Raw genomic sequence first — 24910 nt, 5'->3', positions numbered from 1 at the left:
GAATCGAACTATATCGCATAATATAAAAAAATTAGATTGAAAATCGTTGAAGGGAATTAGTACATATGTCTTCTTGCGAAAGAGAGTGGAATTCACCGGCTGAAAGATTCCTCGTATAGAATATATCGAACCTATCCCTGAGTCTTAAATGAAAGTTTAGGCGTTCGCCTGCGTTATAGGCACCAAGTGGATATCTATGTATATCAATTAAGGTGGTACCGCGGAACAATGACCGTTTCGTCCTTTTTATTTTATTAAGGGCGAAGCGGTCATTTTTATTTTGCTCTTAAATACTTCAGTGCAGCATTGATGAGAATAGATATAGTTACAAAGTGAATGAAGTGTAATTTATAAAAAAACTTTGATTTTAGACTTGGGGGATAAAAAAGTGAAAAAACAACGAATTGTTGTAAAGATTGGGAGTAGTTCCTTGGCAGATAGTCACGGAGGCATCTCTACAGAACAGCTTTCAGATCACGTTGCCGCATTGGCTCGGTTGAAAGAAGATGGGCACGAGGTTGTGTTAATTACATCTGGAGCCGTCGCTGCAGGTTTTTCAGCGCTAGGATATTCTAGCAGACCTGTAACGATTAAAGGGAAACAGGCTGCAGCAGCTGTCGGACAAAGTTTGTTAATGCAGGCGTACACGGAGGAATTCCGTAAATATGGCATCGTTACTGCGCAACTTTTGTTGACGAGAAGTGATTTTTCTAGAAAAGAACAGTATAGTAATGCTTACGCTACGTTAGGAGAATTATTAAACCGTTCCGCTCTTCCAATTATTAATGAAAATGATTCCATCTCTTTAGAGGAGCTGACGTTCGGTGATAATGATATGCTGTCAGCTTTAGTAAGCGGGCTTGTTTCGGCGGATATGCTTATGATCTTTACAGATGTGAACGGGTTATATGACAAAAATCCTCAGAAAAATGCGGATGCAAAAAAATATTATTTTCTTCCTGAAGTTACGGAAGAAATTTCTTCTCTTGCAGGAGATGCTGGCTCAAAACTTGGGACTGGCGGTATGAAATCAAAAATCGATGCTGCAAAGACAGCACTCTCTCTTGGTGTGAGTGTATTTATCGGAACAGGACGTGGACAGGAAAAGTTTGTAGATGTTTTGAAGGGTAAGGGTGATGGAACGTATGTCGGTAATGCTCCTCAAAAAGAAATGAAGATGAACAAGCAATGGATTGCCTTGCATTCGCTTGTTAGCGGACAAATTGAAGTAGATGCTGGGGCAGCTACTGCCATCATTCAGCATGGTAAGAGTTTACTTCCAGCTGGTGTTACGAATGTATCAGGATTTTTCCAAGTGGGTGAAGTTGTAGAGGTTGTAACGCAACAAGGGCGCGTAATAGGAAAAGGACAATGCACATATAGTGCAGAGGAACTAAGAGATGTAAAAGGTATGCAAAGCCAAGATATTCAAGTAAGAGGCGAGAGACATAGTTATGAAGTCATCCATAGGGATCATTGGGTTTCACTTTAAAAAGGAGGAAATAAAAATGAATGAAGTGTTGGCAAAGGGGATAAAAGCAAAAGAGGTTGTTAGGGAACTTGTACTAAAATCTACAAATCAAAAAAACGAAGCACTTGCTGCAATTGCAAATCAATTAATAAGTGAAACAGCTTATATTTTAGAGGAAAACAAACGGGATATAGAAGAAGGTAAGGCAAAAGGGTTTTCTGATTCTCTCCTTGATCGCCTTATGCTGAATGAACAGCGTATTGTTGATATGACAGAAGGGATTAAGCAGCTAATTGAATTACGTGATCCTGTAGGAGAATGTGTAAGTGCATGGGAAAGGCCAAATGGACTATCTATTCAGGAAATGCGCGTACCACTGGGTGTTGTTGGGATGATTTATGAGGCAAGACCGAATGTAACAGTGGATGCTGCTACAATTTGTTTGAAAACAGGAAACGCAGTCATATTACGTGGTAGTTCTTCTGCTATTCATTCTAATAAAGCGATCGTTGCCGTTATTCACAGGGCGCTCAAACAAACAAGCTTACCTCAAGAAAGCGTCCAGCTTATAGAAGATACAACGCGAGATAGCGCAAAGCAGTTGTTTACAATGAAGGATTATCTAGACGTTCTTATTCCAAGAGGTGGCAAACAATTAATCGATACTGTTGTGAGAGAAGCGTCTGTTCCAGTACTTGAAACAGGTGCGGGAAATTGTCATATTTTCATTGATGAAACAGCGGATAAACAAATGGCATTGGATATTATTATAAATGCAAAAACGCAGCGCCCATCTGTATGTAATGCGATTGAAACGATTGTTCTTCATGAGAAGTGGGCGGAGAAATATGGTAGCGAGTTGTTTTCTTCTTTGAAGGGTAGAGGTGTGGAGCTACGTGGTGATCAAAAAGCATTTGCAATGGATTCTTCAATTGTACTTGCTTCAGAAGAAGACTGGGGGACAGAATTTTTATCTCTTACACTAGCAGTGAAAGTGGTTTCCACTGTTGAAGAAGCGATTCATCATATAAATACGTATGGATCTATGCATTCTGAAGCAATTATTACTGAAAACGAGGAAAACGTCAGCAAGTTTTTTACTTCTGTAGATGCCGCGGCACTTTATCATAATGCATCGACTCGTTTTACAGATGGATCCGAATTTGGATTCGGAGCGGAAATTGGTATCAGTACACAAAAGTTACACGTAAGAGGCCCAATGGGGCTTCCAGCATTAACTTCTACAAAATATGTGATTCGTGGAAATGGACAAATTCGAAAATAATAATAAAAGACACTCAATTGGCTTGGGTGTCTTTTATTATAAAAATTATTTACCATACAAATAGCCCAACGAGCATAGCACTTAATAAAGAAACAGCCATCCCGCTAACAAGAAGCTTCCAAACATTTTTACCGATGACTGATGATTTTTCTCCGCCAAATAATGAATTGTAAGTTCCGTAAATCATACCTACTGTACTAAAGTTAGCAAAAGAAGCTAGAAATGTCGTTGCAACCGCAACCGTATGCGGTTGTAGCGACTTTAAGTTTGATTTTAAATCCATCATTGCAACAAATTCATTCGTCGTTATTTTGATCCCCATTAATTCAGCTACATACATAGCATCACTGCCTGATAAACCGAGTAAAAATGCAAAAGGACTAAAGATAATGGAGAAGATTTTTTGAATTGTTAACCCCGTTACAAAAAAGCCTAAAATCCCATTTAAACATGCTGTTAAAGCTACATATCCAATTACCATGGCTAAAATAACGATAACCATATTCATCCCGACTAACATACTGTTTGAAATAGTAGAAAAGAAATCCTTTTTTTCATGTTTGGAAGGTGTGTAAACAACGTCTTCTTCTTTCGAAACTTCCACAGGATTTAATACATTGGCTAAAATTAATGCGTTAATACAGTTTAATGGGATTGCACTGAAAATATATGTTGCTGGAACCATTGATAAATAAGCGCCAAGAATGGATCCGCTAACGCTACTCATACTCATAATTCCAAAAGTCAACAAACGATTTTCTTTTAAAACAGATAATTGATCACGAACAACCGCAAGTGCTTCGGTGTTTCCTAAAAACATCATTTGAATCGAAAAGAAACTTTCTAACTTTGGTAAACGAGAAATCTTTGAAATAACTGCACCTACTTTATCAATAATCCAAGTTAAGATTCCAAAATAAGAAAGAATATCAAAGAACGTGATAACAAAAATGATAGGAAGTAACGCGCTAAAGAAGAAATCAATGTGTGGACTGTCCATAGCGGAAGGAAATGCAAATCGAATTCCTTCATTCGCACATGCCAGTAGCCAACTGAAAAATGACGCAATTTTATTAATGATAATACTGCCTAGTTTTGTGCCCAACATAAACCACGTAATAAAAAGCTCCAATATGATGAGGATTACAATTGGTCTCCATTGTATATGTTTTTTATTAGGCGAACATAAGAAAACGATTAATATGACAATGAAAATCCCTAACATATTTAATATGAAATGCATGTCAACCACTCCTTGAGCTTTATTATTTGTATATAAAAAAGCTCTTATTCTTCTTAATTTAGAATGAATGTGGTTTAATTTATATTTTTGTAAATTCTAAAAGAATAGAAGGTAAAATTCGATAAAGATAGAATTTAATACATAGCAAACAAGGAGGGGATAAAAATGGAAGTCTATCACATAAAGAGTAAAAAGAGGGAAACATACAACGTTCAGGTGAAATATTCGATACTTTTCGAATGTGCACTTGGCATTGCAGCAATTACTCATAAAAGGTTAATTGATACTCTTGAAAAGACTGAAAGTGAATGGAAAGGAATTAGACAATCATTAACAGATGAGATGGAAGAACACTTACAGTTTGTAGAAGAACATAATACGTGGAAAGCATTGCTTCAGTTATTGTATGAAGAGGATTTTCAAGATTTATCGCAGTTTAATTTTAAAATTGATTTACTTTCAGAAGAAGGTTTGAAGTACATATGTTTACCGTTTTTAGGAGAGAAGTACCAAGAAAAAAGAACTTTAGCGGCAAGTGGAAACGTAACTGCAATACATGAACTAAAGGAATTAACGCAGAATCATCCGTTTTTTTCTACTTATATTAGCTTTATATGTGATGTAGATGTACAAGTGCTGAAATCTCATTTAATCACTGTAATGACAGGTTGGTATGAGAGCATAATTAAGAAAGAGGAAGAAGAAATACTTTCTATATTAAAACGAGATTATGAAGCAAAAAATGAAATGAATAAAAAGATGAAACCGGAAGAGTTTGTCGAATGGGCAACTGGCGGAGTGAACTATATGCCAGAGCCAAGTGTTCATCACGTAATTCTTATTCCGCAAATGACGTACAGACCGTGGAATATTGAAGCAGATATTGAAGATACGAAAGTATTTCATTATCCAGTTGCGAATGAAAGCATTCATCCTGAAGATTCGTATGAACCGAATTATTTTTTAGTTCAAAAACATAAGGCTCTTGGGGATGAAGCGAGATTGCGAATTGTAAAAATGTTGTTTGAAAAAGAACGTACTTTACAGGAAATAACGGAAAGATTGCAGCTTGGTAAATCGACTGTACACCATCATTTGAAATTGTTACGTGCAGCGAAGTTAGTTGATATACATGACGGAAAATATGTATTAAGAAAGAAAGCAGTACAGTCTTTAGCGAAAGAATTAGATATGTTTTTGAATAGATAATTAACAACGAGAATGTACATAAAGGGAGGAATATAAAAGAAAAGTTGGTGTGTGAAATTGAAAAATATATTGAAAAATCGTTCTTTCTTTTTTATGTGGATTGGTAGTGCAATCTCAGAATTAGGAGGGGCTTTCGGAACGTTATGTAATTCAATTCTAGTATATGAATTAACAGGATCGGAAATGGCTTTAAGTAGTATGTGGCTATTATATTTCATCCCATCACTCATATTGCAATTAATAAGTGGCCCATTTATTGATAAATGGAGCCGGAAGTGGATTATGATATTTTCACAATGGATACGAGCGTCCATATTTTTATTACCTTTGGTGATGCTAGTGTCGGGTAGTATAGAAGTTTGGCACATTTATGTTGTTCAAATTGTAGTGGGACTTATTACACCACTTTATACACCTGCAAGTCAAGCAATTACACCGAGCATTGTAGGGAAAGAACAACTTCAAGATGCAAATGCGTATATTGATGGGATGACTCGCCTTATGATGTTTCTTGCGCCAGTATTAGGCGGAGTAGTCATTCATTTGATTGGAACAGAACTTACATTATCTTTCGTATGCATATGTTTATTTGTTAGTGGCACTTTCTTATTTTATATAAAAGAAAATAGAACGTCGCAACCTATTCGGAAAACGTGGTTAGAACAATTTCTTCAAGGTTTTACATATTTTTTTAGAAAACCAATCATCGTTTGGCTCGGTATATTTCTTACTTTCGTACAGTTTGGAGTAGGGGTAACGATGGTTACAAATCTTCCATATATAAAAGACGAGCTGTCAGCGGGATATGCAGAGTACGGTTATTTCATGGCAGGTTTTCCACTTGGCTACGTAATTGGCTCAGTATTAGTCGGAAAAGTAACATATAAAAGCCGGCGTATACTTATGCTCGGAGGATTGTTTATAGGGGGACTCACATACATTTCATTAGGATTCAATCATAGTATTATCATTGCAATAATAATTGAAGTAATAGCAGGGATTTGTATTGCATTTTTCAATGTTCATAACACGACAATATGCCAACAAACCGTCCCAAATAATATGATAGGACAAGTATTTTCAGTGCGTTTATTTTTTATACGATCCGCTATGCCATTAGGGGTGTTAGTAGGGGGAATATTGAGTGAAATGTGGGGAGTAAGAGTGCTATATGTAATCATCGGTGCAATTATATGTGTTACATCTTTAATAGGGATGTTACTTCCATATTTCAAATTTTTAGATGAGGCGATAGAAAAGAAATCAGCATAATTCAAAAAATTAAAACTTTACAATTGAAAATAATTATCATAATCAATTATAATAGAAGAATACTAGTATTCGTATAACAAAGAGGGAGTGGGATATATGTTTATTGAAACGAAAACATTTACAGTAAAAGAAGGTACATCAAATATAGTTGTAGAACGTTTCACTGGAGAAGGTATTATTGAAAAATTTGAAGGCTTCATCGATTTAAGTGTTCTCGTGAAAAAAGTAAGACGCGGCGACGAAGAAGTTGTCGTAATGATTCGCTGGGAATCTGAAGAAGCATGGAAAAACTGGGAAACAAGTGAAGAACACTTAGCTGGACATAGAGCGGGCCGTGGTAAACCAAAGCCAGATCATATTATTAATGTGGATCATGCAGTTTATTATGTGAAATCATCGAAATCGGCTTATCAACAGTCGTAATATACAAGCAGAGGATACATGTTGTAGAAGCAATCATGTATCCTCTTTTTTATTACTGGGGGGATGTAAATGATAGGAAATCTTTCATTCATTAAAAAAATGTTCTAGGATATAGAAAAAAATATTAGACTTATAAAGCATAGTCTTAGATGGAACGCTTGAATATCTTGCCTTACATATTTAAGGGTTATGAAAATGAGTCTATATCCCTTCTGTTTAAAAGGAGATGAGTACATGAAGCTGAATCATTTAAATTTATGTGTTGATGACTTATCAGAAGCGAGACATTTCTTTGAAACATTTTTTGATTTTCAATTTTTGGAACAAAAAGGGAAAGCACTTGTAGTTATGAGTGATGAGAGTGGATTTATACTTGTGCTAAGTGATCCAAAAGCATTTAAAGGGAATAAGGAAGTTACGTATCCGGAAGCTTTTCATATTGGTTTTTTAGTGGAAACTACAAATGAAGTGGATCAAGCGTATAATCGTTTAGTAGCAGGCGGCATTGAAATAGATAAGGAACCTTATTCGATGCGAGGTAGTAGTTATGGTTTTTATTTTACAGTATTTAATGGCTTATTAATTGAAGTGTCTTGTCTTGATTATAGAGAAGGTAAGAAAATTTCAAAGCTTAATAGTAATCACCAAGAGTAATCATTTGAAGGTGTATATTTAGCCCCTTATCCAGTTTGGAAAGGGGCTTGTTTATTTTATTACCTTATTTATCTTACTATTTGTGGATTGATTATAGTCTCACCTTATTTGTCTATCTGAATTTCAAATTCAAGCACAGCTTGATCTTTCCTAAACGGCATACTGAGTTCTTTAAATCGTAAGCTTATTCCAGACAAATTATCAGGAAGGACAGGAGATATAACGAATTGATGATTCATATGTCCATCGGTGCCGCCACCACCTTCTGACCAGCAATCGTATGTATCATCTATTGATAATTGGAAGAAACTATGAGGCTTATTTTCAATAAAATCTACATCCGTGGAATCCCAATCGCTATATAAATAAACTACACTAGCATTTGCATATTGCCGAATAAAAGTTACAGTATACATGACGCCATTATGTTCATAAGTTTTAAAAACAGGTACATGTTTTTTGAAGCCAGTTGGTTCAACGCGAGGTTTAAATTCTTCTTCATCCATCATGGAAGAGAATAATGAGTTTAGATAGTCTGGATAAAATTCGTATTGCTTAGCCCATTTATAAATCGCTTCATCATGTGGAAAACCTGGGTCATCACCTGAAAGTTCTTTTCGTTCTTTTAATAGAGCGCAAATTTTTTCATCAATAGAGTATAAGCGTTCATCGTAATGATCGGTAGGACGTTCGAAAGTCATTCTTCGCATAATCATTCCTCCTTTACTTTATTTTAACAAAAAAGACAGACTAATAAATAGTCTGTCTTTTCACATTAATTATTCACATCATCATAAAGTTCAAGTGCCTCTTTCACATTCAATCCATTTTTCACAATGCCATGTATTGCTTGGATCATCGCAGCTGGGTGCTCGGATTGCCATATGTTTCGGCCCATGTCTACTCCAATTGCTCCTTCTTGCAATGCATTGTACGTAATGTTTAATGCGTCTTCAATTGAATCTAGTTTTGGGCCGCCCGCGATGACGACTGGGGCAGGGCATGTGCTCGTTATTTTTTCGAATCCTTCGCAGTAATACGTTTTAATAATATCAGCACCCATTTCAACACATACGCGGGAAGCAAGTGCTAGAAAGCGAGCTTCACGTTTTTGTAATTCCTTTGCGACTGCGGTAATGCCTAGTACTGGTAGGCCGTAATCATGAGCTTCAGAAACTACATTTGCGAGATTTGTAACAGTTTGTGTTTCATAGTCTGATCCGACAAAAACAGAAACGCCAACGCCAATTGCGTTTTGCTTCACTGCTTCCTTCACAGGTGTAACAATTGTTTCATTCGCTAAATCTTTACCGACGACAGTAGCGCCACCGGATACACGCATAACCATCGGTGTGCTGCAGTTTTCAGGAATGCAGGAGCTAAGTACACCGCGTGTTAAAAAGAGGGAGTCTGTATAAGGAAGTAAGTTTTTAACTGTTTCAAGTGGTTGTTCTAGCCCGTGAATTGGCCCTAAAAAGTAGCCGTGATCTATTGCTAACATAACCGCTCTACCATCAGGTAAAATTGTATTTAATCGATTTTTAAATCCCCAAGTCATTCAAAATCACTCCTTCGTTAATGTTGGATTTTCCGTTTGTACCGTATCTTTATTTGGTAAATGTGGTGACTTTATAAAAACAGCTTTAAAAGGTTTGTCAGAATGGTTAATTAGATAGTGAGATTCATGAGGGCGAACTTGCAGGACATCACCTTGTTTAATCGGAACTCTTTCGTTATTTACATAGAAGTCTATTTCACCTTCTAACGCATAAAAAACTTCTTCACACGTTGTATGGTAATGATTTTGAAACTCTTGCCCAGGCTGAATGACAACAAGACCAAGATCAATATTCGGGCCTTGTATTAAATATTTCGGCCCGTTATCACCGAAGCGATAGGAGAAATCATTTTCATTCGCTTTTAACATACAGTTCACTCCTTTATGTAAATGAGTTACAGTGCACCTGGCGCAATCCACATATGTGTTGTAAGTCCTTTATCAGCTAAAGCGAGCTGACTGCTATACACGGTTTTCCATGTTTCATAGAATTCCTTGTATAGCTCGTGATTTTCAGTGATTGGTTCAAATATATTTTCCCACTGTACAAATTGTTCGGCAGTCTCTTCCATAGATGTATATATGCCAGCGCCAACTCCAGCAGCAATTGCAGTTCCTAAAGCAGCTGCTTCTTTCACAACGGGTACTTTTATAGGAATGCCGAGTACGTCTGATAGAATTTGTGGCCATAGTTTCCCTTTAGCGGCACCGCCAGCAAAAATGACTTCAGAAGGGAATGTACCAGTAAGATTTTCAATTAGTTTTAAGTTTCCAAGTGTAACGAAGGCCGCATTTTCTTCAATAGCACGGAACATTTCTTTTTTTCCGCATTTGTCAGCGTCTAAACTTAAATTTAAGAATGAAGGTGCGGCATGACGCCAAGAAATGTAGTTCATAACGTTTGAAAAAGTAGGGATAATACCATATGAACCGACAGGTACGTCTTTCGCTTGTTCTTCTAATAATTCATAAGCGTCTAAACCGAGTTTTTCAGCGAGCTTTTTTTCTTCTTGGCAAAAAGCGTCTCGAAACCAACGCATAACGAGGCCAGGGAAAAAGGCAATCGTTTCATATTGCCAAAGGTTCGGAACGACGTGACAATTTACTCGAATTTCCGCATTTGGATCCGTTGTTGACTCTGTAATATTCACTTCCTGTTGCCAAAAGCTGCCGCCGCATATTAAAGTTTGATTTGGTTTTACGACTCCAGTCCCGAGTGCTGCCATTTGAGCATCACCGCCGCCAGCGACGACAGGAATTCCTTCAAGTAAACCAGTTAGTGCTGCACACTCTTTTGTAACATTACCAATCACAGTGCCAGCTTCATTTACTTTTGGTGAAAATGGCAAAGATATACCACACTCTTTAGCGACATTGTTATCCCAATTTCTATTTTGTAAATCAAAGATTCCAGACGTACAACCGTTGGAAGGATCGATTTGCAGTACGCCGCTTAATTTATACAAAATCCAATCATTTAACATCGTAAAGGAGTGAATATTGTTGTAGACGTCTGGTTCATGTTTTTTAATCCAAAGTAGACGTGGTAAAGCACCCAATGAAAAAGTTTGCCCAGATTTTCTGTATAAATCTTCTTCAAGATGTGAGCGGATTTCTTTTAGCTCACTAACTTCAGCGGATGCACGGCCATCAACATTTGCACATGCCCATATTTCTTGCCCATTTTTATCATATAAAACAAAACCTTCTCGCATACTTGTAGCGCTAATAGCTTGAATAGAAGAGGGAAGTATATTACTTTTTTGCAGAACTTCTTTCGTACACTGTTGTACAAGTTGCCAGTTTTCTTTTACATCAAAATTCATAGAACCGGGGTAACGAGGATCAGTTTTATGAACCCATTCCTTTTGGCTTACTGCAATTTGATTGCCATGTAAATCAAAAAGAACAGCTCGAATGCTTCCTGTACCAGCATCGAAAGCTAATAAAGTAGACATTAAGAATCACCTTCCTTTCTTAATAAGGAGAGCGCAGTTTCTTCATCAGTAATTAATGTATGAATAAATTTCCCTTTTAAAGCCCCATAAATGGCATCTATCTTTTGTGTACCTCCAGCCACACCAATGACATGCTTCATGTTGCGAAGAATCATAAGTGGTGTGCCAATTAGACGATTATGATGCGAGAGCTCTAATAACTCACCATTCGTATTATAAAACTGTCCTAAAATATCGCCCGCCCCGTTTTGACTTCGAATATATGTCATTTCACGTAGCGTTAATTTTTCTTCTTTTACAATTGTAGCGTCTTGAGATAACCCGCCAATACCGACAACTGCTGTATGTGCAAGTGAAGCGACATGAAGCATATCTTTCACACTTGGTTCTGATAAAATACTTCGTGCCATTTCAGTAGAAGATGCTAGAAAAGGAGTAGGAATAATATGAAGATCACCTTGCATGTAGTGTAAATAGTTTTGTTTTCTTGAAAGATAGTGGTTTACTCCGCCTGTTAGCGTTACGAATGAAAGATTAATAGAACTTTCAAAATGAATGTTTTCTAGCATTTTACTTATCGTTTCACCCCAGCCGATGCCGAGTAAATCACCTTGTTGGAGATGAGTCTCTAAATATTGTGCAGCGGCTTTTCCGAGAGAAGTAGCATAATTGTTTATTGGAGTAGGGATAATGAAAGTATCTTTTAAGTGGAACTTTTTCATTAAGTCACGTTCAATGCTCAAGCAATGCAAACCGGTTCCTTTTACGTGAAATGTAACGATACCTTCACTGCGTGCCTTATCTAATAACCGGACGACTTTATTTCTTGAAATATGAAGAAGTGAAGCAATCTCTTGTTGTGTTAATTGATCTTTATAATAGTACCAGGCTACTTTAGTTAATAAATTTTCTTCAAAGTTCAGCTGTGACATACTCTTCATCCCTTTCAACAATTGACCAATGCTTAAACATATGTGTCACATATTTTGTTTATTCCAGTTGAAACGATTAATAGTACATTGAAAAAAGTGTTCTAGATATGAAAAAAGGAATATACAATGCTACAAAACAAGTAGAACAAATAATCATTTTCTCAAAAAATGTTCTGGGTAAAGGCAGGTGACATCATGTGGAGAATGTGCCCTTATTACAAGTGAAGAAAATGAGTAAGGCGTTTTCGAATCAACTTGTGCTAAAGGAAGTGAACTTACAAGTAGAGCATGGTGATATATACGCTTTAGTTGGTGGAAATGGCGCCGGGAAATCGACATTAATGAAAATATTAACGGGGTTATATTCGTATGATAGTGGAGAAATGTATGTGAAAGGAAAGAGACAGCAGTTTGCAAATCCAAAAGAAGCACACCAAGAAGGGATTTATTTAATACCACAAGAACCGCTCATTTTTCCTCATATGACCATTGAAGAAAATATATGTATTGGATTAGAGGGGAATAGAAAGAAACTAAAAGTAAAAGTTCAGCAATTAATTAACAGTTTAAGTTGGGATATTGACCTTAATGAACAGGGAGGATCGTTATCCATTGCGCAGCAACAGTTAGTAGAAATCATTAGAGGATTAATACGAGACGCTGAGATTCTTATTTTAGATGAGCCAACATCGACATTAACAACTCATGAAATTAAGAGTCTTTTTGTGCTGATGAAAAGCTTGCAAGAAAAAGGAATTGGGATGATTTATATTACGCATCGTTTTCCAGAAATCTTTGAAATTGCAAACAAAGTAGCAATACTACGTGATGGAATGGTTGTAAGCCAAGGTGATGTATGTGACTATACATATGACATGCTGATGGAAGGACTATTGCCAAAAGGATATAAACAGAAAGAGAAAATAGAAGTAGTTCAAGAGACAGCAAAGACGAAAAAAATATTAGAAGTGGTTGATATAAATGGTCACGGATTCGAAAATATATCATTCACTGTACATGCGGGTGAGGTTGTAGGTGTTGCTGGCATTATAGGATCTGGCAGAACGGAATTAGCAGAAGCGATATTTGGATTGAAAACTATAAAATCAGGGTCTATCTTATTGGGTGGAAAATCAATTGATACGTGTTCTTTGCATAAAAGGCTAGACGAAGGACTAGTTTATGTGCCAGAGGATAGGGCGAGGAATGGAATTTTCTCAATTGCTTCTGTTAAAGAAAATATTGCAGCAGCAAGTTTATATCAAAATAATCGCTTTTTTATAAATCAAGAAAAAGAAAGCGCTTTAGTTAATTCGTTTATAGAACAGTTCCGAATTGTTGTACAGAATATGAATAAAGAACTGGCATCTTTATCAGGAGGTAATCAGCAGAAGGTCGTGCTTGCGAAGTATCTTGCATGTAATCCTAAAATTATTATTCTTGATGAGCCGACTCGCGGAATTGATGCGAAAGCAAGGCTTGAAGTGTATGAGACGATAAAAAAAATGAAAAGGGAAGGACTCGCAATTTTATTAATCTCTTCAGATGTTGAAGAAATTGTCCAATTAGTAAACCGTGTATATGTAATGAGAAATGGGCGATTTGTTTCTCATATGGAAAAAGAACAACTGAGTGTGAATGAAGTTACACGCCTTGCATACGGAGGTGTAACGGAATGAAACGTATGTATAAAATGCACGAAACGTCTATCATAATGTTACTACTAATTTATATAGCTATTGTAGGGATGATAAACCCTAGTTTTATTCAATTTAACTCGTTATCTTTACTGATGAAATCAAGCGTTATTTTAGTCGTGCTAGCAATCGGTCAATCGTTCGTCTTATTTACGAAAAATATAGATGTATCAGTTGGTTCAAGCATGGGGTTAAGTGCAGCAGTTTGCGGAATGATGTTAACGAATGGGGATAGTGCATTCTTGTCGATATTTGTAGCTATTATACTTGGGGCCATTATCGGTTTCGTAAATGGTATTGGAGTTGCGAAGTTTCGGGTACCAGCCATTATTATGACATTAGGCATGTTAGGAATTATTAGAGGTGCAATGTTAATTTTCACAGGCGGGAAGTGGATTGAAGATATTCCAAACGATTTTAAGCAGCTGTCATCTATCATCATTCTTGGTTTACCTATAACTGTATGGTTCGTTTTTATTATTTTACTACTACTATACTTCTTTTTAAGAAAAGTGCCATTGGGAAGATACTTTTATGCGATAGGTGATAATGAAGATGGCGCGAGGCTTATTGGTATACCTGTTAATAAAGTGAAGATATATGCGTTTATGATTTCAGGCATAAGCGCTGCGCTCGCTGGTTGCATATTTGTTATGAATATCGGGTTCGTCCCAAATCAAACAGGTACAGGATTAGAATTACAAGTAATCGCAGCCGCTGTACTAGGAGGAATTCATTTAAAAGGAGGAACAGGATCTTTATTTGGAGCTGCATTAGGAGCGTTATTTTTAGAAACAATAAGTAGCTCACTCGTCTTTTTAAAAATACCAGCATTTTGGAATAATGCTATTTCAGGTTTTTTATTATTACTTATCATCATATTAGATAGTGTTATGAAAAAGTGGAAGGCAGAAAGGAGGATGAATCTATGAAGTATGTATATAGATGGGAAGGGGTTCTAATTGTATTACTTCTTATAGAATTCATCCTTTTTAGTTTTATAAATAGTGATTTCTTAAATATTAGTAATCTCCTTTTTAGTACAAATGATTTCCTATTTATCGCAATTGCGGCGATACCAATGACTTTCGTTATTGTAACAGGAGGAATTGATGTATCGGTCGGATCAATAATGGGGCTCACTTCGATCTTGATTGGTGTACTTTGGATGAACGGAATACCTATTTTGTTTGCTGTCATAATCGCCCTAATAATTAGTTGTTTAGCAGGCGCTTTAAACGGACTCATTATAAAAATGACAGATGTAGAACCACTCGTCGTTACACTCGGAACGATGTTTTTATATGGAGGAATTGCACTCGTCATTTCAGGAGGAGCAGGTGCTTCTGGGTATGAAGGAATAAGCGGTTTACCTGACACATTTGTACAACTGGCAAACGGTAGTTTTATAGGAATACCGAATTTATTATGGCTACTGATCGTATTAACAGTTTTATATACTGTATTATTTCACCGAACTATATACGGGCGCCATGTAAAATTAACAGGTGCGAACGAAAATACAGCAAAATACACCGGGATTAAAACGAAAAAAGTAGTCATTATCGCTTACATACTTTCTGGGTTAGGAGGTGGATTAGGAGGTGCTTTCTTAACCGCATATTTTGGTTCCGCACGTGCTGATATGGGAAATGAAACAATTTTACCAATCATTACAGCAGTCGTATTAGGCGGGACACTTATTACAGGCGGAAAAGGAAGTATTTTCGGTACTGTACTAGCGAGTATTTTTATTGGGCTCATGCAGTATGGTTTGCAAATGACGGGTTTAACAAATGAACAATCCAACGTAGTAATTGGTATGATTCTAATTCTTTCAGTTATTATGAGACATTTCAAATTACATCAATTCATACCGGAGAAAAGAAAGAATTTGCATAAGGGGGAAATGTCATGAAGAGAAAACTAGGGATTGTATTGATTGTATGTATTTGTTTAATAGGTTTAATCGCTTGTTCCAGTCAAACGGCAGATAAGAAAAAAGCGGATGATGTGAAATTTGCATTTATCCCGAAATTAACTGGAGTTGGCTTCTTTACATCGGGCGGTGAAGGAGCAAAGGAGATGGGAGATAAGCTAGGCGTACAAGTGAAATATGATGGGCCGTCTGAAGCGAGTGTATCAGGGCAAGTAAAGTATATAAATAATTTTATTAACCAAAATTATGATGCACTTATGGTTTCCTCTACATCAGTTGATGGTTTATCGCAATCATTGCAACGTGCTAAGAAAAAAGGAATGACTGTCTTAACGTGGGATTCTGATGTGAATCCGAAAGACCGTTCTTTTTATATAAGTCAAGGGACACCAGACCAACTTGCTAACTTATTAATTGAAATGACTTCCAAGCAAATTGGAGATAAAGGGAAAGTAGCGTTCTTTTATTCTAGTCCAACAGTAACGGATCAAAACCAATGGGTAACGAAAGCGAAAGAAATTATTAAAAAGAAATATCCGAACTGGGAAATTGTAACGACGCAGTATGGTGAAAATAATGCGCAAAAGTCTTTGTCAGTAGGAGAGAATATTTTAAAAACGTATCCTGATATTAATGCAGTCATTTGTCCAGATGCAACGGCACTTCCGGCAATGGCACAAGCAGCTGAAAATTTAAAAATGGATAAAAAGGTTGTCGTAACTGGCTTCTCTACACCAAACGTTATGCGTGATTACGTAAAACGAGGAACAGTAGCACAATTTGGTTTATGGGATGTCAAACAGCAAGGTGCGTTGGCAACTTATGTAGCAAATGAAATTGTTGTAAAAGGAAAGAAGTTAAAAGTAGGGGATAGCTTTGAAGTAAAAGGAATCGGAAAAGTGAAAGTAGAGCCAAACTCCATTCAAGGATATGATTATGAGGCAGAAGGAAACGGAATTATCGTATTGCCAGAACGAGTTGTATTTACGAAAGATAATATTGATAAGTATAATTTTTAGTAGACAAAAAAACGTCCAAATATATCGGACGTTTTTTTATTTCTTCATTAATTATGAACAGTTTCTTTTTCGTTTAATCCAAGTGTACGACCAGTCGAAGTGTGAAGATCTTGGAACAATCTTGGATTTTCAGTTAGTGAAATGCCGTATGAAGGAATCATTTCTTTTATTTTTTCTTCCCATTCTACCATGCGGCTTGGGAAACATTTTTCTAATACTTCAAGCATGACGTGAACAGCAGTAGAAGCACCTGGTGATGCGCCTAGTAATGCGGCGATTGAGCCGTCAGCTGCACTTACTACTTCTGTACCAAATTGAAGTGTTCCTTTACCGCCAGCATCAGTATCTTTAATTACTTGTACACGTTGTCCAGCAACTACAATATCCCAATCTTCACTTTTCGCGTTCGGAATGAATTCGCGTAATTCTTCCATACGTTTTTCATGTGATAACATAACTTGCTGAATTAAGTATTTTGTAAGTCCCATTTCTTTTACACCAGCGGCTAACATCGTTAAGACATTATTCGGTTTTACAGAACCGATTAAGTCAAGATTTGAGCCAGTTTTTAAGAATTTAGGTGAGAAGCCTGCGAATGGTCCAAACAGTAAAGCTTTTTTATTGTCTATATATCTCGTATCTAGATGAGGTACAGACATTGGCGGAGCGCCAACTTTAGCTTTACCGTACACTTTCGCATGATGCTGCTCTACAACTTTTTGGTTTTTACATACCATAAATAGTCCACTTACTGGGAAGCCACCGATATGCTTTGATTCAGGGATACCAGTCTTTTGAAGTAGAGGTAGACTACCGCCACCGCCGCCAATAAAGACGAATTTAGCAGTATGATGCTCAATTTTACCACTATTCATATCGTGTACTTTTACTTCCCACAAACCATTTTTCGTGCGCTTAATATTTTCGACACTATGCTTGTAGTTTAGCTCGACATTTTTTGTTTTTAAGTAATCAAACAACATACGTGTTAATGCACCGAAGTTAACATCTGTTCCAGAGTCAATCTTCGTTGCCGCCATCGGTTCATTAGATGTGCGGCCTTCCATAATGAGTGGAAGCCATTTTTTTAATGTTTCAGGAGCATCAGAAAATTCCATTCCTTGAAACAGTGGATTTTTTGAAAGCGCTTCAAAACGGTTTTTTAGAAACTCAACATTTTTTTCCCCTTGTACTAAACTCATATGAGGTAGTGGCATAATAAAATCTTGTGGATTACGAATTAATTTGCTCTTTACAAGATATGCCCAAAATTGTCTTGAAAGCTGGAATTGCTCATTCACTTTTACAGCCTTACTAATATCTATAGATCCGTCAGCTTTTTCGGAAGTATAGTTCAGTTCGCATAGCGCAGAATGCCCTGTACCTGCATTATTCCATTCGTTAGAGCTTTCTTCCCCGGCACTTGCGAGTTTTTCAAAAACTTTAATTTCCCATTCTGGTGCTAATTCTTTTAGTAATGAGCCTAACGTTGCACTCATAATTCCTGCACCAATTAAGATAACGTCTGTTTTTTGCTGCATGTTGCTCATGATAATCTCTCCATCCCCTATATTGGCAAAAAAGTGTAGGTGTTTTCTATGTCTAAGCCGTAAAAGAGAAACACCGCCTAGGCCCCACCTAGGTGTATACCTTTTTTGTCTCAATTATATAACCATCTCATACTCTATTATAATAATTAATAGACTAAAATATCTAGTGTTATCTGATAATTTTAAACTATTTAACGTTTTATTCGCTAAAAATCTTATTTAACAAGCTCTTTTAAGGTGGTAAATGGAAAAAAATTACAGTTTGAAATTATCTCGAAAAAGCTTACGTATCCTTAAGTGACTAAATCGAGTACCTTTTTATAGGATTATTCTTTCTGTAATGGTAAGATTATTCCGAAAAATAAAAAGGAGGGACTCTAATGTGTACAAAAGAACAAATTTCAAACTTATTTCGAAACTTTTCAATAAAGGAATGTAAAGGGTCAAGTGATTTATATGAATATTTATCAATGAAAATTGCTGAAGATGAGGAAGTACTTACACTATCGTCCTATGCTCAGGTAGGTCAACCAGTCCCAAACTTACTATTAGGTGCAGTACATTATTTATTGCTAGCAGGGAAAGAACATCATTTAAAAACGTATTATAGTAGTTTAGTTGAAAATGCTGATACAAATTTAGATAAAGCTTTTAATCATTTTAAAGATTTCTGTAAAGAGTACCGAGAAGAAATCATTACTTTGTTACAAACGAAACTCGTTCAAACAAATGAAGTAAGACGGTGCGCATACTTATACCCAAGTTTCTGCTACATATTTAACAAAGTGAAGAAGCCGTTAGCGTTAATTGAAATTGGGACAAGTTCTGGGTTGCAACTGTTCTGGGACTAATATCGTTATTCGTACGGGACGGATGAAATGTACGGAAATATAAATTCAAATGTGCATGTAACTTCTGAAATAAGAGGGGAGAATGTACCGCATTTTCTAAAAGAAAGCCCATCTGTCGTAGAAAGAATCGGACTGGACTTACATGTGAATGATTTACATAATGAGGAAGATTATTTATGGTTACGTGCTTTAATTTGGCCAGAACATAAAGAAAGGCTTGAGATGTTTGATCAAGCTGCATCTTTAGTGAAAAATGAATCTGTCCAATTAATAGAAGGAGACGGTGTAGAGCTATTATCATCTATTATTGAACAAATAAGTGAAGAAGCTGTTATTTGTATTTTCCATACACACGTCGCAAATCAAATACCAGAACAAGTTAAACATAAATTAGAAAAACAAATACAAGAAATCGGCGCAAAACGTGATGTATTCCACCTGTATAACAACATGTGGGATCGTGACCTTCATATTGATTATTATATTAACGGAAACGAATATCGTGAAACGGTTGGAGAAACAGAAGGGCATGGGAAATGGTTTAGCTGGAAGATTGGAAATGAGACGCCTATTTAGATTAATAGGGGCGCCCTCACTTGTAAAAGGTGGGGCCATAGGCTCAATCATGGACTAAATGGTTAAGGAATAAATTTATTAGTAACATACAAAAAATGCTTCGTAGAAATCCTAAGCATTTTTTGTATTACATTTAAACCCCATAATGGATCATGTACTTCTGTTCTGCTGTAGCTTGTTCAATTTTTGAAGCTAACTCAATCAGCTCATCAGAATTTTTGAAGAACTTTGAAGATGTAACTGTTTCATAGAATATTGCTAATGATTCAGGCGGGATAATTGTAATACCGTAATAAGCTAAACCGTATTCCTGATTTTTGACTGTATGAAAGTAGGTTTTCATAATTGATAAATTTCGATTTAAGCTACTGATAATATCATCATCAATAGAAATACAATGATATTTCTCTGGTGTATAATCTTCGTAATTTTTTTGAGAAGTAAAATCGTCAATTATTCCAAAATCATGGACACATGCCATCATTATCATCCTTTCAGCTTTAATAAAGTGAGTTCTATTAAAGTAAAATGGTCATTCGTTTAAGTGTAATAGAAATAGTTATGTAGTTCATAAAATATCTTCGGTTCTTCTTCGTGAAGACAGTTTATTTATCGATAAACTCATCGGGAGCCCAAGTGGCGATTTCATTCCCAGGTGCAGCGACTACAAGCCATTGCTCACATAGAACACCAGGTTGCCAACATTCATAATAATCATGAAAACCATTTACAAAAATAATTTGTCCACTCTCTAATGTAATAATTAAATGAGGGCTTTCTAAGCCGAGTCGTATATCGGTAACTTTTTGTTTTCTTATCTTAAATATTCTTCTTCCTCAGAATAAACTTCAAATTCATCTTCATTTAATGGGTATCTTTTTTGAAGTTTATTAAATAAACACCATTTGGATTCGATATTGATATATAATTGTCCGTCATAATCAACTGAGTCGTGAAAGTTTGTGAAATGAATCTTTATAGCGGCTGGAGAAATACCAAATTGTAATCCGATGAATAGATTTTTTAGGACTTTTTCAGCGTGAATTTTATCCTCTTGATTCATTCTTGAAATCCTCCTTTTCTTAAAAATATACCTTATATTTTTATTGTAATAAATAAATTTTCATGTAAAATGAACCTTTTGTGAAAAACGAGCGAATATAGTGTGAAAGATTACGAGAGGGGAACGAAACTTTGGATGAAGTACAATTAAAAGAATGGCTATATAAAATGGAGTCTGGGGACCAAGAAGCCTTTCAGATTATTTATGAATATACATGTAAAGATATTTATAGAACAGTAGTATTTTTAGTAGGAAGTCAAAACCAAGATGTAGACGATATAGTTAATGAAGTGTACATCAACATGTGGAAGTCCATAACAAACTATGATATGAATCGTTCATTTCGTTTTTGGTTACATGGACTAGTTGTCAAGGAAGTACAGGATTGGCGTCGTAAATCGTGGCGACGATTTCGAATCTTTGAAAAGAAGAAAATGTATGAACAAGATCGGTCTTACATAATGGATGAAGCTATTTTACATAAAGAAACACGAAGTGAATTAGTAGAAGTTGTACAAAATTTATCTTATAAACATCGTGAAGTAGTTATTATGCGTTACTTCCATGAATATAGATTGGATGAAATTGCTGCACTTCTTCAAATCCCTATTGGTACAGTGAAATCTCGACTACACACAGCACTAAAACGATTAAGAATGGAAATGGAACAAATGCCAAACGAAAGGGAGGAAGAAGTAAATGGATTTTGAAAGATATGTAACGAATGAACTAAAAAGAAAAGCAGAGAGTCTAGATCCGTCTCCAAATTTAGATAATAAAGTGCAAAACTCTTTTTATAAATACCAACAGTTGAAAATGAAAAAGAAGGCTTCTATGAAGAAAAAGTTATTACTTGGATTTGTTGCTGCGGCTATTTTAATCCCGACTGGTACTTTTGCAGGTACAACAATAATGCATAAAATTGTAGGGACACCAGAAAAAGCAAGACAAGATACGGGAATGACTGAGGATGGTTATAATTTAGTAATGGAACGTATAGAAATTGCTAAAAGTATATTTACAGAAGAAGACTTTGAAAAGTATGTAGCTTTATTACAGGAAACGTACCATTTTTATAAGAAAGTAAGTGTCGTAGAGAATGGTGAGAGACAATATACAGCTACAAATCGTCTAAATGATGATGAAGAAAAGAGAGATAGAGAAGTAATGGAACAATTAAATACATATGAAGAAATAATAAATCAACATTTTACCTATACATTTGAACAATCTGAACAAATAACTGGTTTTCCGGTTAAGCATCCAACGTATATTCCAGTTGGACATCAATTAGTATTGGAAGAGGTAAAAGCCGAAGCAACACTTGGAAAACCTATGCCGCTTATTACGATGAGATATGAAAATCAAAATGTAAAAAAACAGCCACATACTTCAGATGCAGAATTAGGTTTTACAATTCATCAATTAGAAATTGTTGAAGAAGAATATAAAGATTACTTTATTGATAGACCATTTGATAAACCATCTGAAAGAGGACCTAATTTTACTGGAGATATAAAGAAATATAAATTAAATGGCTATAACGTTACATTCGGTGAGTATAAAGAATCGCATGTACGGGCTATGAAAATAGTTGTGCCAGCAAGGGAAGGAAGAAATGCATATCAAGTGTATATAAATGATAGTATGTTGTCTAAAAAAGAGCTTGAGAAAGTTTTACTTTCGGTGATTGAATAGTTATTTGGTATAAGTGATCGATAATTATATTATGTAAATTTACTTTTACAAAACATCCATTTTTTTAAATGGATGTTTTGCATTTAGATAGATTAGGTGGAGTATATAGTTTAAAAAAGCGGAATACTTTGCGGAAAGTTAAAGACATTTTTCGGATCATATTTCGCTTTTACTTCCATTAATCGGTCAAAGTTGCAACTGAAGTATGCATCTGGCCAATTTTTAATGGAAAGGTCAGGCGTATTAACGTAGACACCTTTTGTAAAGGGGAGCATTGCCAAACGGAAATCTTCAACCCATCGAATACTTCCACCAGCACCTTCTGGTTGCCCCCAAGTAGCGAATATTGACATGTTTGATAGTGCTTTTCGGTAAAAGTAAGCAGTCGCCTCATTTGGCACCTCAGCAACAGCACCGCCTAATCCGTGGAAAAATACGGAGGTGGTGGAAAAGGGAGGTGCATTATTAATAAAGTGATCGATAATGGATAGTCCTTCTTCTGGTAATAGTTCATATACATATGGACCAACACTTTTAAATGGTAAAGGTGTTGCAGGTTGCTTCTCAGCTATTTTCGCTGCTGCTTCTGCCCATGGTATTTCTTCGATAGTTACTTGCAGTGGTGAACCGGCTTCTAGTAATGGCTGTAGTAGCGACTGCAATTCTTGTACAGAACCGAGAAATACACCTTGCATTAATAATGATGGTTCTAATCCTGCAGACATAAAAAGAGTAGTTGTAAGTCGTTTATTAGCGCAAGGTAGCGTATATTCTTGCCAAGAGGTTAATACAGGTTTTAAATCTGATATCCCCCAGCTTATTTCTGCAAATCCTACCGTATTAATTTTATGTGTTCGAAACTTAAACGAAGTACATATTCCAAAGTTACCACCACCAGCACCGCGCGAAGCCCAATAGAGATCGAAGTTACACTTGGCGTTAGCGCGTATTATACAACCATTCGCGTCTACCATTTCTAATTCAAGTAAATGATCGAGAGTTAATCCAAACGGACGAGAGAGAATACTATGTCCGCCACCTAAAGTAACACCTGCAATCCCGGGAGTAGGACAAACACCACTCGGCACAACTAATCCTTCAGCTGCAAGTGTTTCAATTAAAGAAATATTTCTCCATCCAGTCCCGATAGTTACAGTTCCATTATTGTGATCTATTTCTAATTGCTTCATTTCACTTACATCAATTACAAGACCAGCATTACTGACGGATAATGCCTCATAATTATGACGTCCAGAGCGCATGCGTATAGGAACGTTATGTAGCCTTGACCAGCGAACAGCGTTTACTACATCCTGCGTATTTTGAGCAAAAATAATGATTAACGGAAATTTGTTGAAGAATGTATTGAATTCTTCACGCGCTGAATTATAATCAGGATCATTAGGTGTAACGATACGACCAGTAAGTTCAATTTTTTGATTATTTATTTCAGTCATCTCTCCTTGACGTGAAATATTTATAATGTGGAAATACAGAACATAAAGAAGAACTGACAATACTTTATAAGTAAATGAATAAAGGAAAAGTATTATTCCAATAAAGAAAAAGGCAGTGCTACATAAGTAGCACTGCCTTTTTGTAATTATATGTATGTGCTCAAAATTTCCCCAGGTAATCCATCAATCTCACAAACTTTCTCCGATGTAAAACCTACGCTTAGTAAAATTTTGCGAGAAGGGATATTATTTGGATTGATCATTGCTTTTAGTACGTTTGCATCTGTTTGCTTCACTATTAAAGCTAGATGTTAATTTTTGATTATGTACGTACATACAATGTGTAATTAAGTGAATGATTAACATAGTAATTACAGAAAAGGGTGAATGAAGCATATGAATCAATTTGAGCAAATGATGTACGTTGGTGTCATCATGTCTATTGTACTATCCGTAATGATTTTAGGGTCCTTATATTATAATCCTCGACTTTCATTAACTGATTATCCGAAAGATATTCAAAAAGTAGTTTTTCCAAAATCGATTCATGAAAAAAAGCAAACCATTTACTTTAATATTGTATACAATGCTATTCTTTTCGGTTGTCCTTTCGTTTCTACATATATATTACATAAGCATGAAAAATTAATGTATATGGATGCTTATTTACACACTTTTGGTATTTTAATGATTTTCAATTTAGTAGATTTACTTATAATTGATTGGCTAATTTTTTGCTGGATTACTCCAAGGTTTGTTGTGATTCCTAGTACGGCAGGTATGAAAGGATATAAAGATTATAAGTTTCATTTAAGAGGGGCTATAGTCGCTACTCAAATTTTAGCAATCGTAAGTTTATTTTTGGTGGGAATTGCAACAACTATTTAGTGTGAAGAAGGGCATGAGGCTTTTATAAAAGATAAGGAGATTTATAATATATAGAATTAGAAATAAGAATTTGTTAGTATTGAAGTGAGGAGTTTTAATAACAGTATATTAAGCCGTATTAATATACTGTTGCAAATGTTTTGATATTATGTAAAATTATACAATTT

22 protein-coding genes, 3 pseudogenes and 1 other annotated feature are annotated in these 24910 nt (G+C 35.8%); of the genes and pseudogenes, 14 read left to right on the top strand and 11 right to left on the bottom strand.

Annotated features, from left to right (window positions below; genetic code table 11):
• Positions 1-37: 37 nt before the first annotated feature.
• Positions 38-248, top strand: a binding site (T-box leader).
• A 140-nt stretch (positions 249-388) separates the two neighbouring features.
• Both proB and proA read left to right on the top strand, forming a co-directional pair.
• Entirely contained in the window at positions 389-1492 is a 1104-nt protein-coding gene (proB, locus tag AC1Q8L_RS16935) for a glutamate 5-kinase (protein WP_086387453.1), read from the top strand.
• A gap of 16 nt (positions 1493-1508) precedes the next feature.
• Positions 1509-2756 (top strand): gamma-glutamyl phosphate reductase, encoded by a 1248-nt coding sequence (gene proA, locus AC1Q8L_RS16930; RefSeq protein ID WP_001006626.1) that lies wholly within the window; start codon positions 1509-1511, stop codon positions 2754-2756.
• A gap of 49 nt (positions 2757-2805) precedes the next feature.
• Here proA and AC1Q8L_RS16925 read toward each other — a convergent pair whose 3' ends face one another.
• Positions 2806-3999, bottom strand: coding sequence for a NupC/NupG family nucleoside CNT transporter (locus AC1Q8L_RS16925; RefSeq protein ID WP_086387454.1), 1194 nt, complete (start codon positions 3997-3999; stop codon positions 2806-2808).
• Between the two features lie 165 nt (positions 4000-4164).
• On the opposite strand from AC1Q8L_RS16925, the gene AC1Q8L_RS16920 reads away from it, so the two are divergent.
• The 4 genes from AC1Q8L_RS16920 to AC1Q8L_RS16905 all read left to right on the top strand — a co-directional run bounded on the left by AC1Q8L_RS16920 (position 4165) and on the right by AC1Q8L_RS16905 (position 7557).
• The gene (locus AC1Q8L_RS16920; RefSeq protein WP_098311854.1) at positions 4165-5208 is read left to right on the top strand and encodes an ArsR/SmtB family transcription factor; all 1044 of its coding nucleotides are present in this window, start codon (positions 4165-4167) and stop codon (positions 5206-5208) included.
• Positions 5209-5259: 51 nt separating this feature from the next.
• Positions 5260-6480 carry an MFS transporter gene (locus AC1Q8L_RS16915; RefSeq protein WP_098311853.1) on the top strand — a complete coding sequence of 407 codons (1221 nt, stop codon included), beginning with the start codon at positions 5260-5262 and terminating at the stop codon, positions 6478-6480.
• Between the two features lie 96 nt (positions 6481-6576).
• Entirely contained in the window at positions 6577-6903 is a 327-nt protein-coding gene (gene hmoA, locus AC1Q8L_RS16910) for a heme-degrading monooxygenase HmoA (RefSeq protein WP_000469498.1), read from the top strand.
• Between the two features lie 234 nt (positions 6904-7137).
• A complete protein-coding gene (locus tag AC1Q8L_RS16905; RefSeq protein WP_000773089.1) occupies positions 7138-7557 on the top strand; it encodes a VOC family protein in 420 nt (139 codons plus the stop codon).
• A gap of 104 nt (positions 7558-7661) precedes the next feature.
• Here the strand turns inward: AC1Q8L_RS16905 and AC1Q8L_RS16900 are convergent, their stop codons facing one another.
• From AC1Q8L_RS16900 to AC1Q8L_RS16880, 5 genes are all read right to left on the bottom strand, one after another.
• Entirely contained in the window at positions 7662-8267 is a 606-nt protein-coding gene (locus AC1Q8L_RS16900) for a hypothetical protein (RefSeq protein WP_140337051.1), read from the bottom strand.
• Positions 8268-8332: 65 nt separating this feature from the next.
• Positions 8333-9115 carry a 3-hydroxy-5-phosphonooxypentane-2,4-dione thiolase gene (gene lsrF / locus AC1Q8L_RS16895; protein WP_086387457.1) on the bottom strand — a complete coding sequence of 261 codons (783 nt, stop codon included), beginning with the start codon at positions 9113-9115 and terminating at the stop codon, positions 8333-8335.
• A 6-nt stretch (positions 9116-9121) separates the two neighbouring features.
• Positions 9122-9484 (bottom strand): cupin domain-containing protein, encoded by a 363-nt coding sequence (locus AC1Q8L_RS16890; protein ID WP_000909986.1) that lies wholly within the window; start codon positions 9482-9484, stop codon positions 9122-9124.
• Between the two features lie 26 nt (positions 9485-9510).
• Positions 9511-11073: an autoinducer-2 kinase gene (lsrK, locus tag AC1Q8L_RS16885; protein ID WP_000105703.1), complete on the bottom strand. Its 1563-nt coding sequence runs from the start codon at positions 11071-11073 to the stop codon at positions 9511-9513.
• The gene (locus AC1Q8L_RS16880; RefSeq protein ID WP_140337052.1) at positions 11073-12023 is read right to left on the bottom strand and encodes a sugar-binding transcriptional regulator; all 951 of its coding nucleotides are present in this window, start codon (positions 12021-12023) and stop codon (positions 11073-11075) included. Before AC1Q8L_RS16880 ends, lsrK begins: the two co-directional genes overlap by 1 nt.
• A 179-nt stretch (positions 12024-12202) precedes the next feature.
• Here AC1Q8L_RS16880 and AC1Q8L_RS16875 point away from each other — a divergent pair, with 179 nt between their 5' ends.
• From AC1Q8L_RS16875 to lsrB, 4 genes are read left to right on the top strand one after another with little or no spacing between them, the layout of a single operon-like run.
• Positions 12203-13684 (top strand): sugar ABC transporter ATP-binding protein, encoded by a 1482-nt coding sequence (locus tag AC1Q8L_RS16875; protein WP_140337053.1) that lies wholly within the window; start codon positions 12203-12205, stop codon positions 13682-13684.
• On the top strand, positions 13681-14634 hold the full coding sequence (locus AC1Q8L_RS16870) for an ABC transporter permease subunit (protein ID WP_086387458.1): 954 nt from the start codon (positions 13681-13683) through the stop codon (positions 14632-14634). The genes AC1Q8L_RS16875 and AC1Q8L_RS16870 overlap by 4 nt, the downstream gene beginning before the upstream one ends.
• Complete coding sequence (locus tag AC1Q8L_RS16865; protein ID WP_000878499.1) at positions 14631-15620, top strand: ABC transporter permease; 990 nt, start codon at positions 14631-14633, stop codon at positions 15618-15620. The genes AC1Q8L_RS16870 and AC1Q8L_RS16865 overlap by 4 nt, the downstream gene beginning before the upstream one ends.
• Positions 15617-16660, top strand: coding sequence for an autoinducer 2 ABC transporter substrate-binding protein LsrB (gene lsrB, locus AC1Q8L_RS16860; protein WP_000823651.1), 1044 nt, complete (start codon positions 15617-15619; stop codon positions 16658-16660). The genes AC1Q8L_RS16865 and lsrB overlap by 4 nt, the downstream gene beginning before the upstream one ends.
• A 47-nt stretch (positions 16661-16707) precedes the next feature.
• Here the strand turns inward: lsrB and AC1Q8L_RS16855 are convergent, their stop codons facing one another.
• Entirely contained in the window at positions 16708-18210 is a 1503-nt protein-coding gene (locus tag AC1Q8L_RS16855) for a malate:quinone oxidoreductase (RefSeq protein ID WP_000069138.1), read from the bottom strand.
• A 380-nt stretch (positions 18211-18590) separates the two neighbouring features.
• Between AC1Q8L_RS16855 and AC1Q8L_RS16850 the strand changes: the two are divergent.
• Positions 18591-19637: pseudogene (locus tag AC1Q8L_RS16850) on the top strand (DUF2332 domain-containing protein).
• A gap of 133 nt (positions 19638-19770) precedes the next feature.
• Here the strand turns inward: AC1Q8L_RS16850 and AC1Q8L_RS16845 are convergent.
• Both AC1Q8L_RS16845 and AC1Q8L_RS16840 read right to left on the bottom strand, forming a co-directional pair.
• Positions 19771-20121 carry a short-chain dehydrogenase gene (locus AC1Q8L_RS16845; RefSeq protein ID WP_140337054.1) on the bottom strand — a complete coding sequence of 117 codons (351 nt, stop codon included), beginning with the start codon at positions 20119-20121 and terminating at the stop codon, positions 19771-19773.
• A gap of 121 nt (positions 20122-20242) precedes the next feature.
• Positions 20243-20700 (bottom strand): annotated as a pseudogene (locus AC1Q8L_RS16840) (hypothetical protein).
• Between the two features lie 131 nt (positions 20701-20831).
• Between AC1Q8L_RS16840 and AC1Q8L_RS16835 the strand changes: the two are divergent.
• Both AC1Q8L_RS16835 and AC1Q8L_RS16830 read left to right on the top strand, forming a co-directional pair.
• The gene (locus tag AC1Q8L_RS16835; RefSeq protein ID WP_025117866.1) at positions 20832-21410 is read left to right on the top strand and encodes a sigma-70 family RNA polymerase sigma factor; all 579 of its coding nucleotides are present in this window, start codon (positions 20832-20834) and stop codon (positions 21408-21410) included.
• On the top strand, positions 21400-22398 hold the full coding sequence (locus AC1Q8L_RS16830) for a hypothetical protein (RefSeq protein ID WP_098311851.1): 999 nt from the start codon (positions 21400-21402) through the stop codon (positions 22396-22398). Before AC1Q8L_RS16835 ends, AC1Q8L_RS16830 begins: the two co-directional genes overlap by 11 nt.
• Before the next feature lie 110 nt (positions 22399-22508).
• On the opposite strand, the gene AC1Q8L_RS16825 is transcribed toward AC1Q8L_RS16830, so the two are convergent.
• On the bottom strand, positions 22509-23846 hold the full coding sequence (locus AC1Q8L_RS16825; RefSeq protein WP_086387460.1) for an FAD-binding oxidoreductase: 1338 nt from the start codon (positions 23844-23846) through the stop codon (positions 22509-22511).
• A 155-nt stretch (positions 23847-24001) separates the two neighbouring features.
• Positions 24002-24154, bottom strand: a pseudogene (locus tag AC1Q8L_RS16820) (GNAT family N-acetyltransferase); the annotation flags it as partial.
• 97 nt (positions 24155-24251) lie between these two features.
• On the opposite strand from AC1Q8L_RS16820, the gene AC1Q8L_RS16815 reads away from it, so the two are divergent.
• On the top strand, positions 24252-24743 hold the full coding sequence (locus AC1Q8L_RS16815; protein ID WP_140337055.1) for a nitroreductase: 492 nt from the start codon (positions 24252-24254) through the stop codon (positions 24741-24743).
• Positions 24744-24910 lie beyond the last annotated feature (167 nt).

Source organism: Bacillus sp. GW823-FHT06A11, assembly GCF_058795355.1.
The sequence above is the reverse complement of the archived record's forward strand: the minus strand, read 5'-3'. Positions and strand labels throughout refer to the sequence as shown.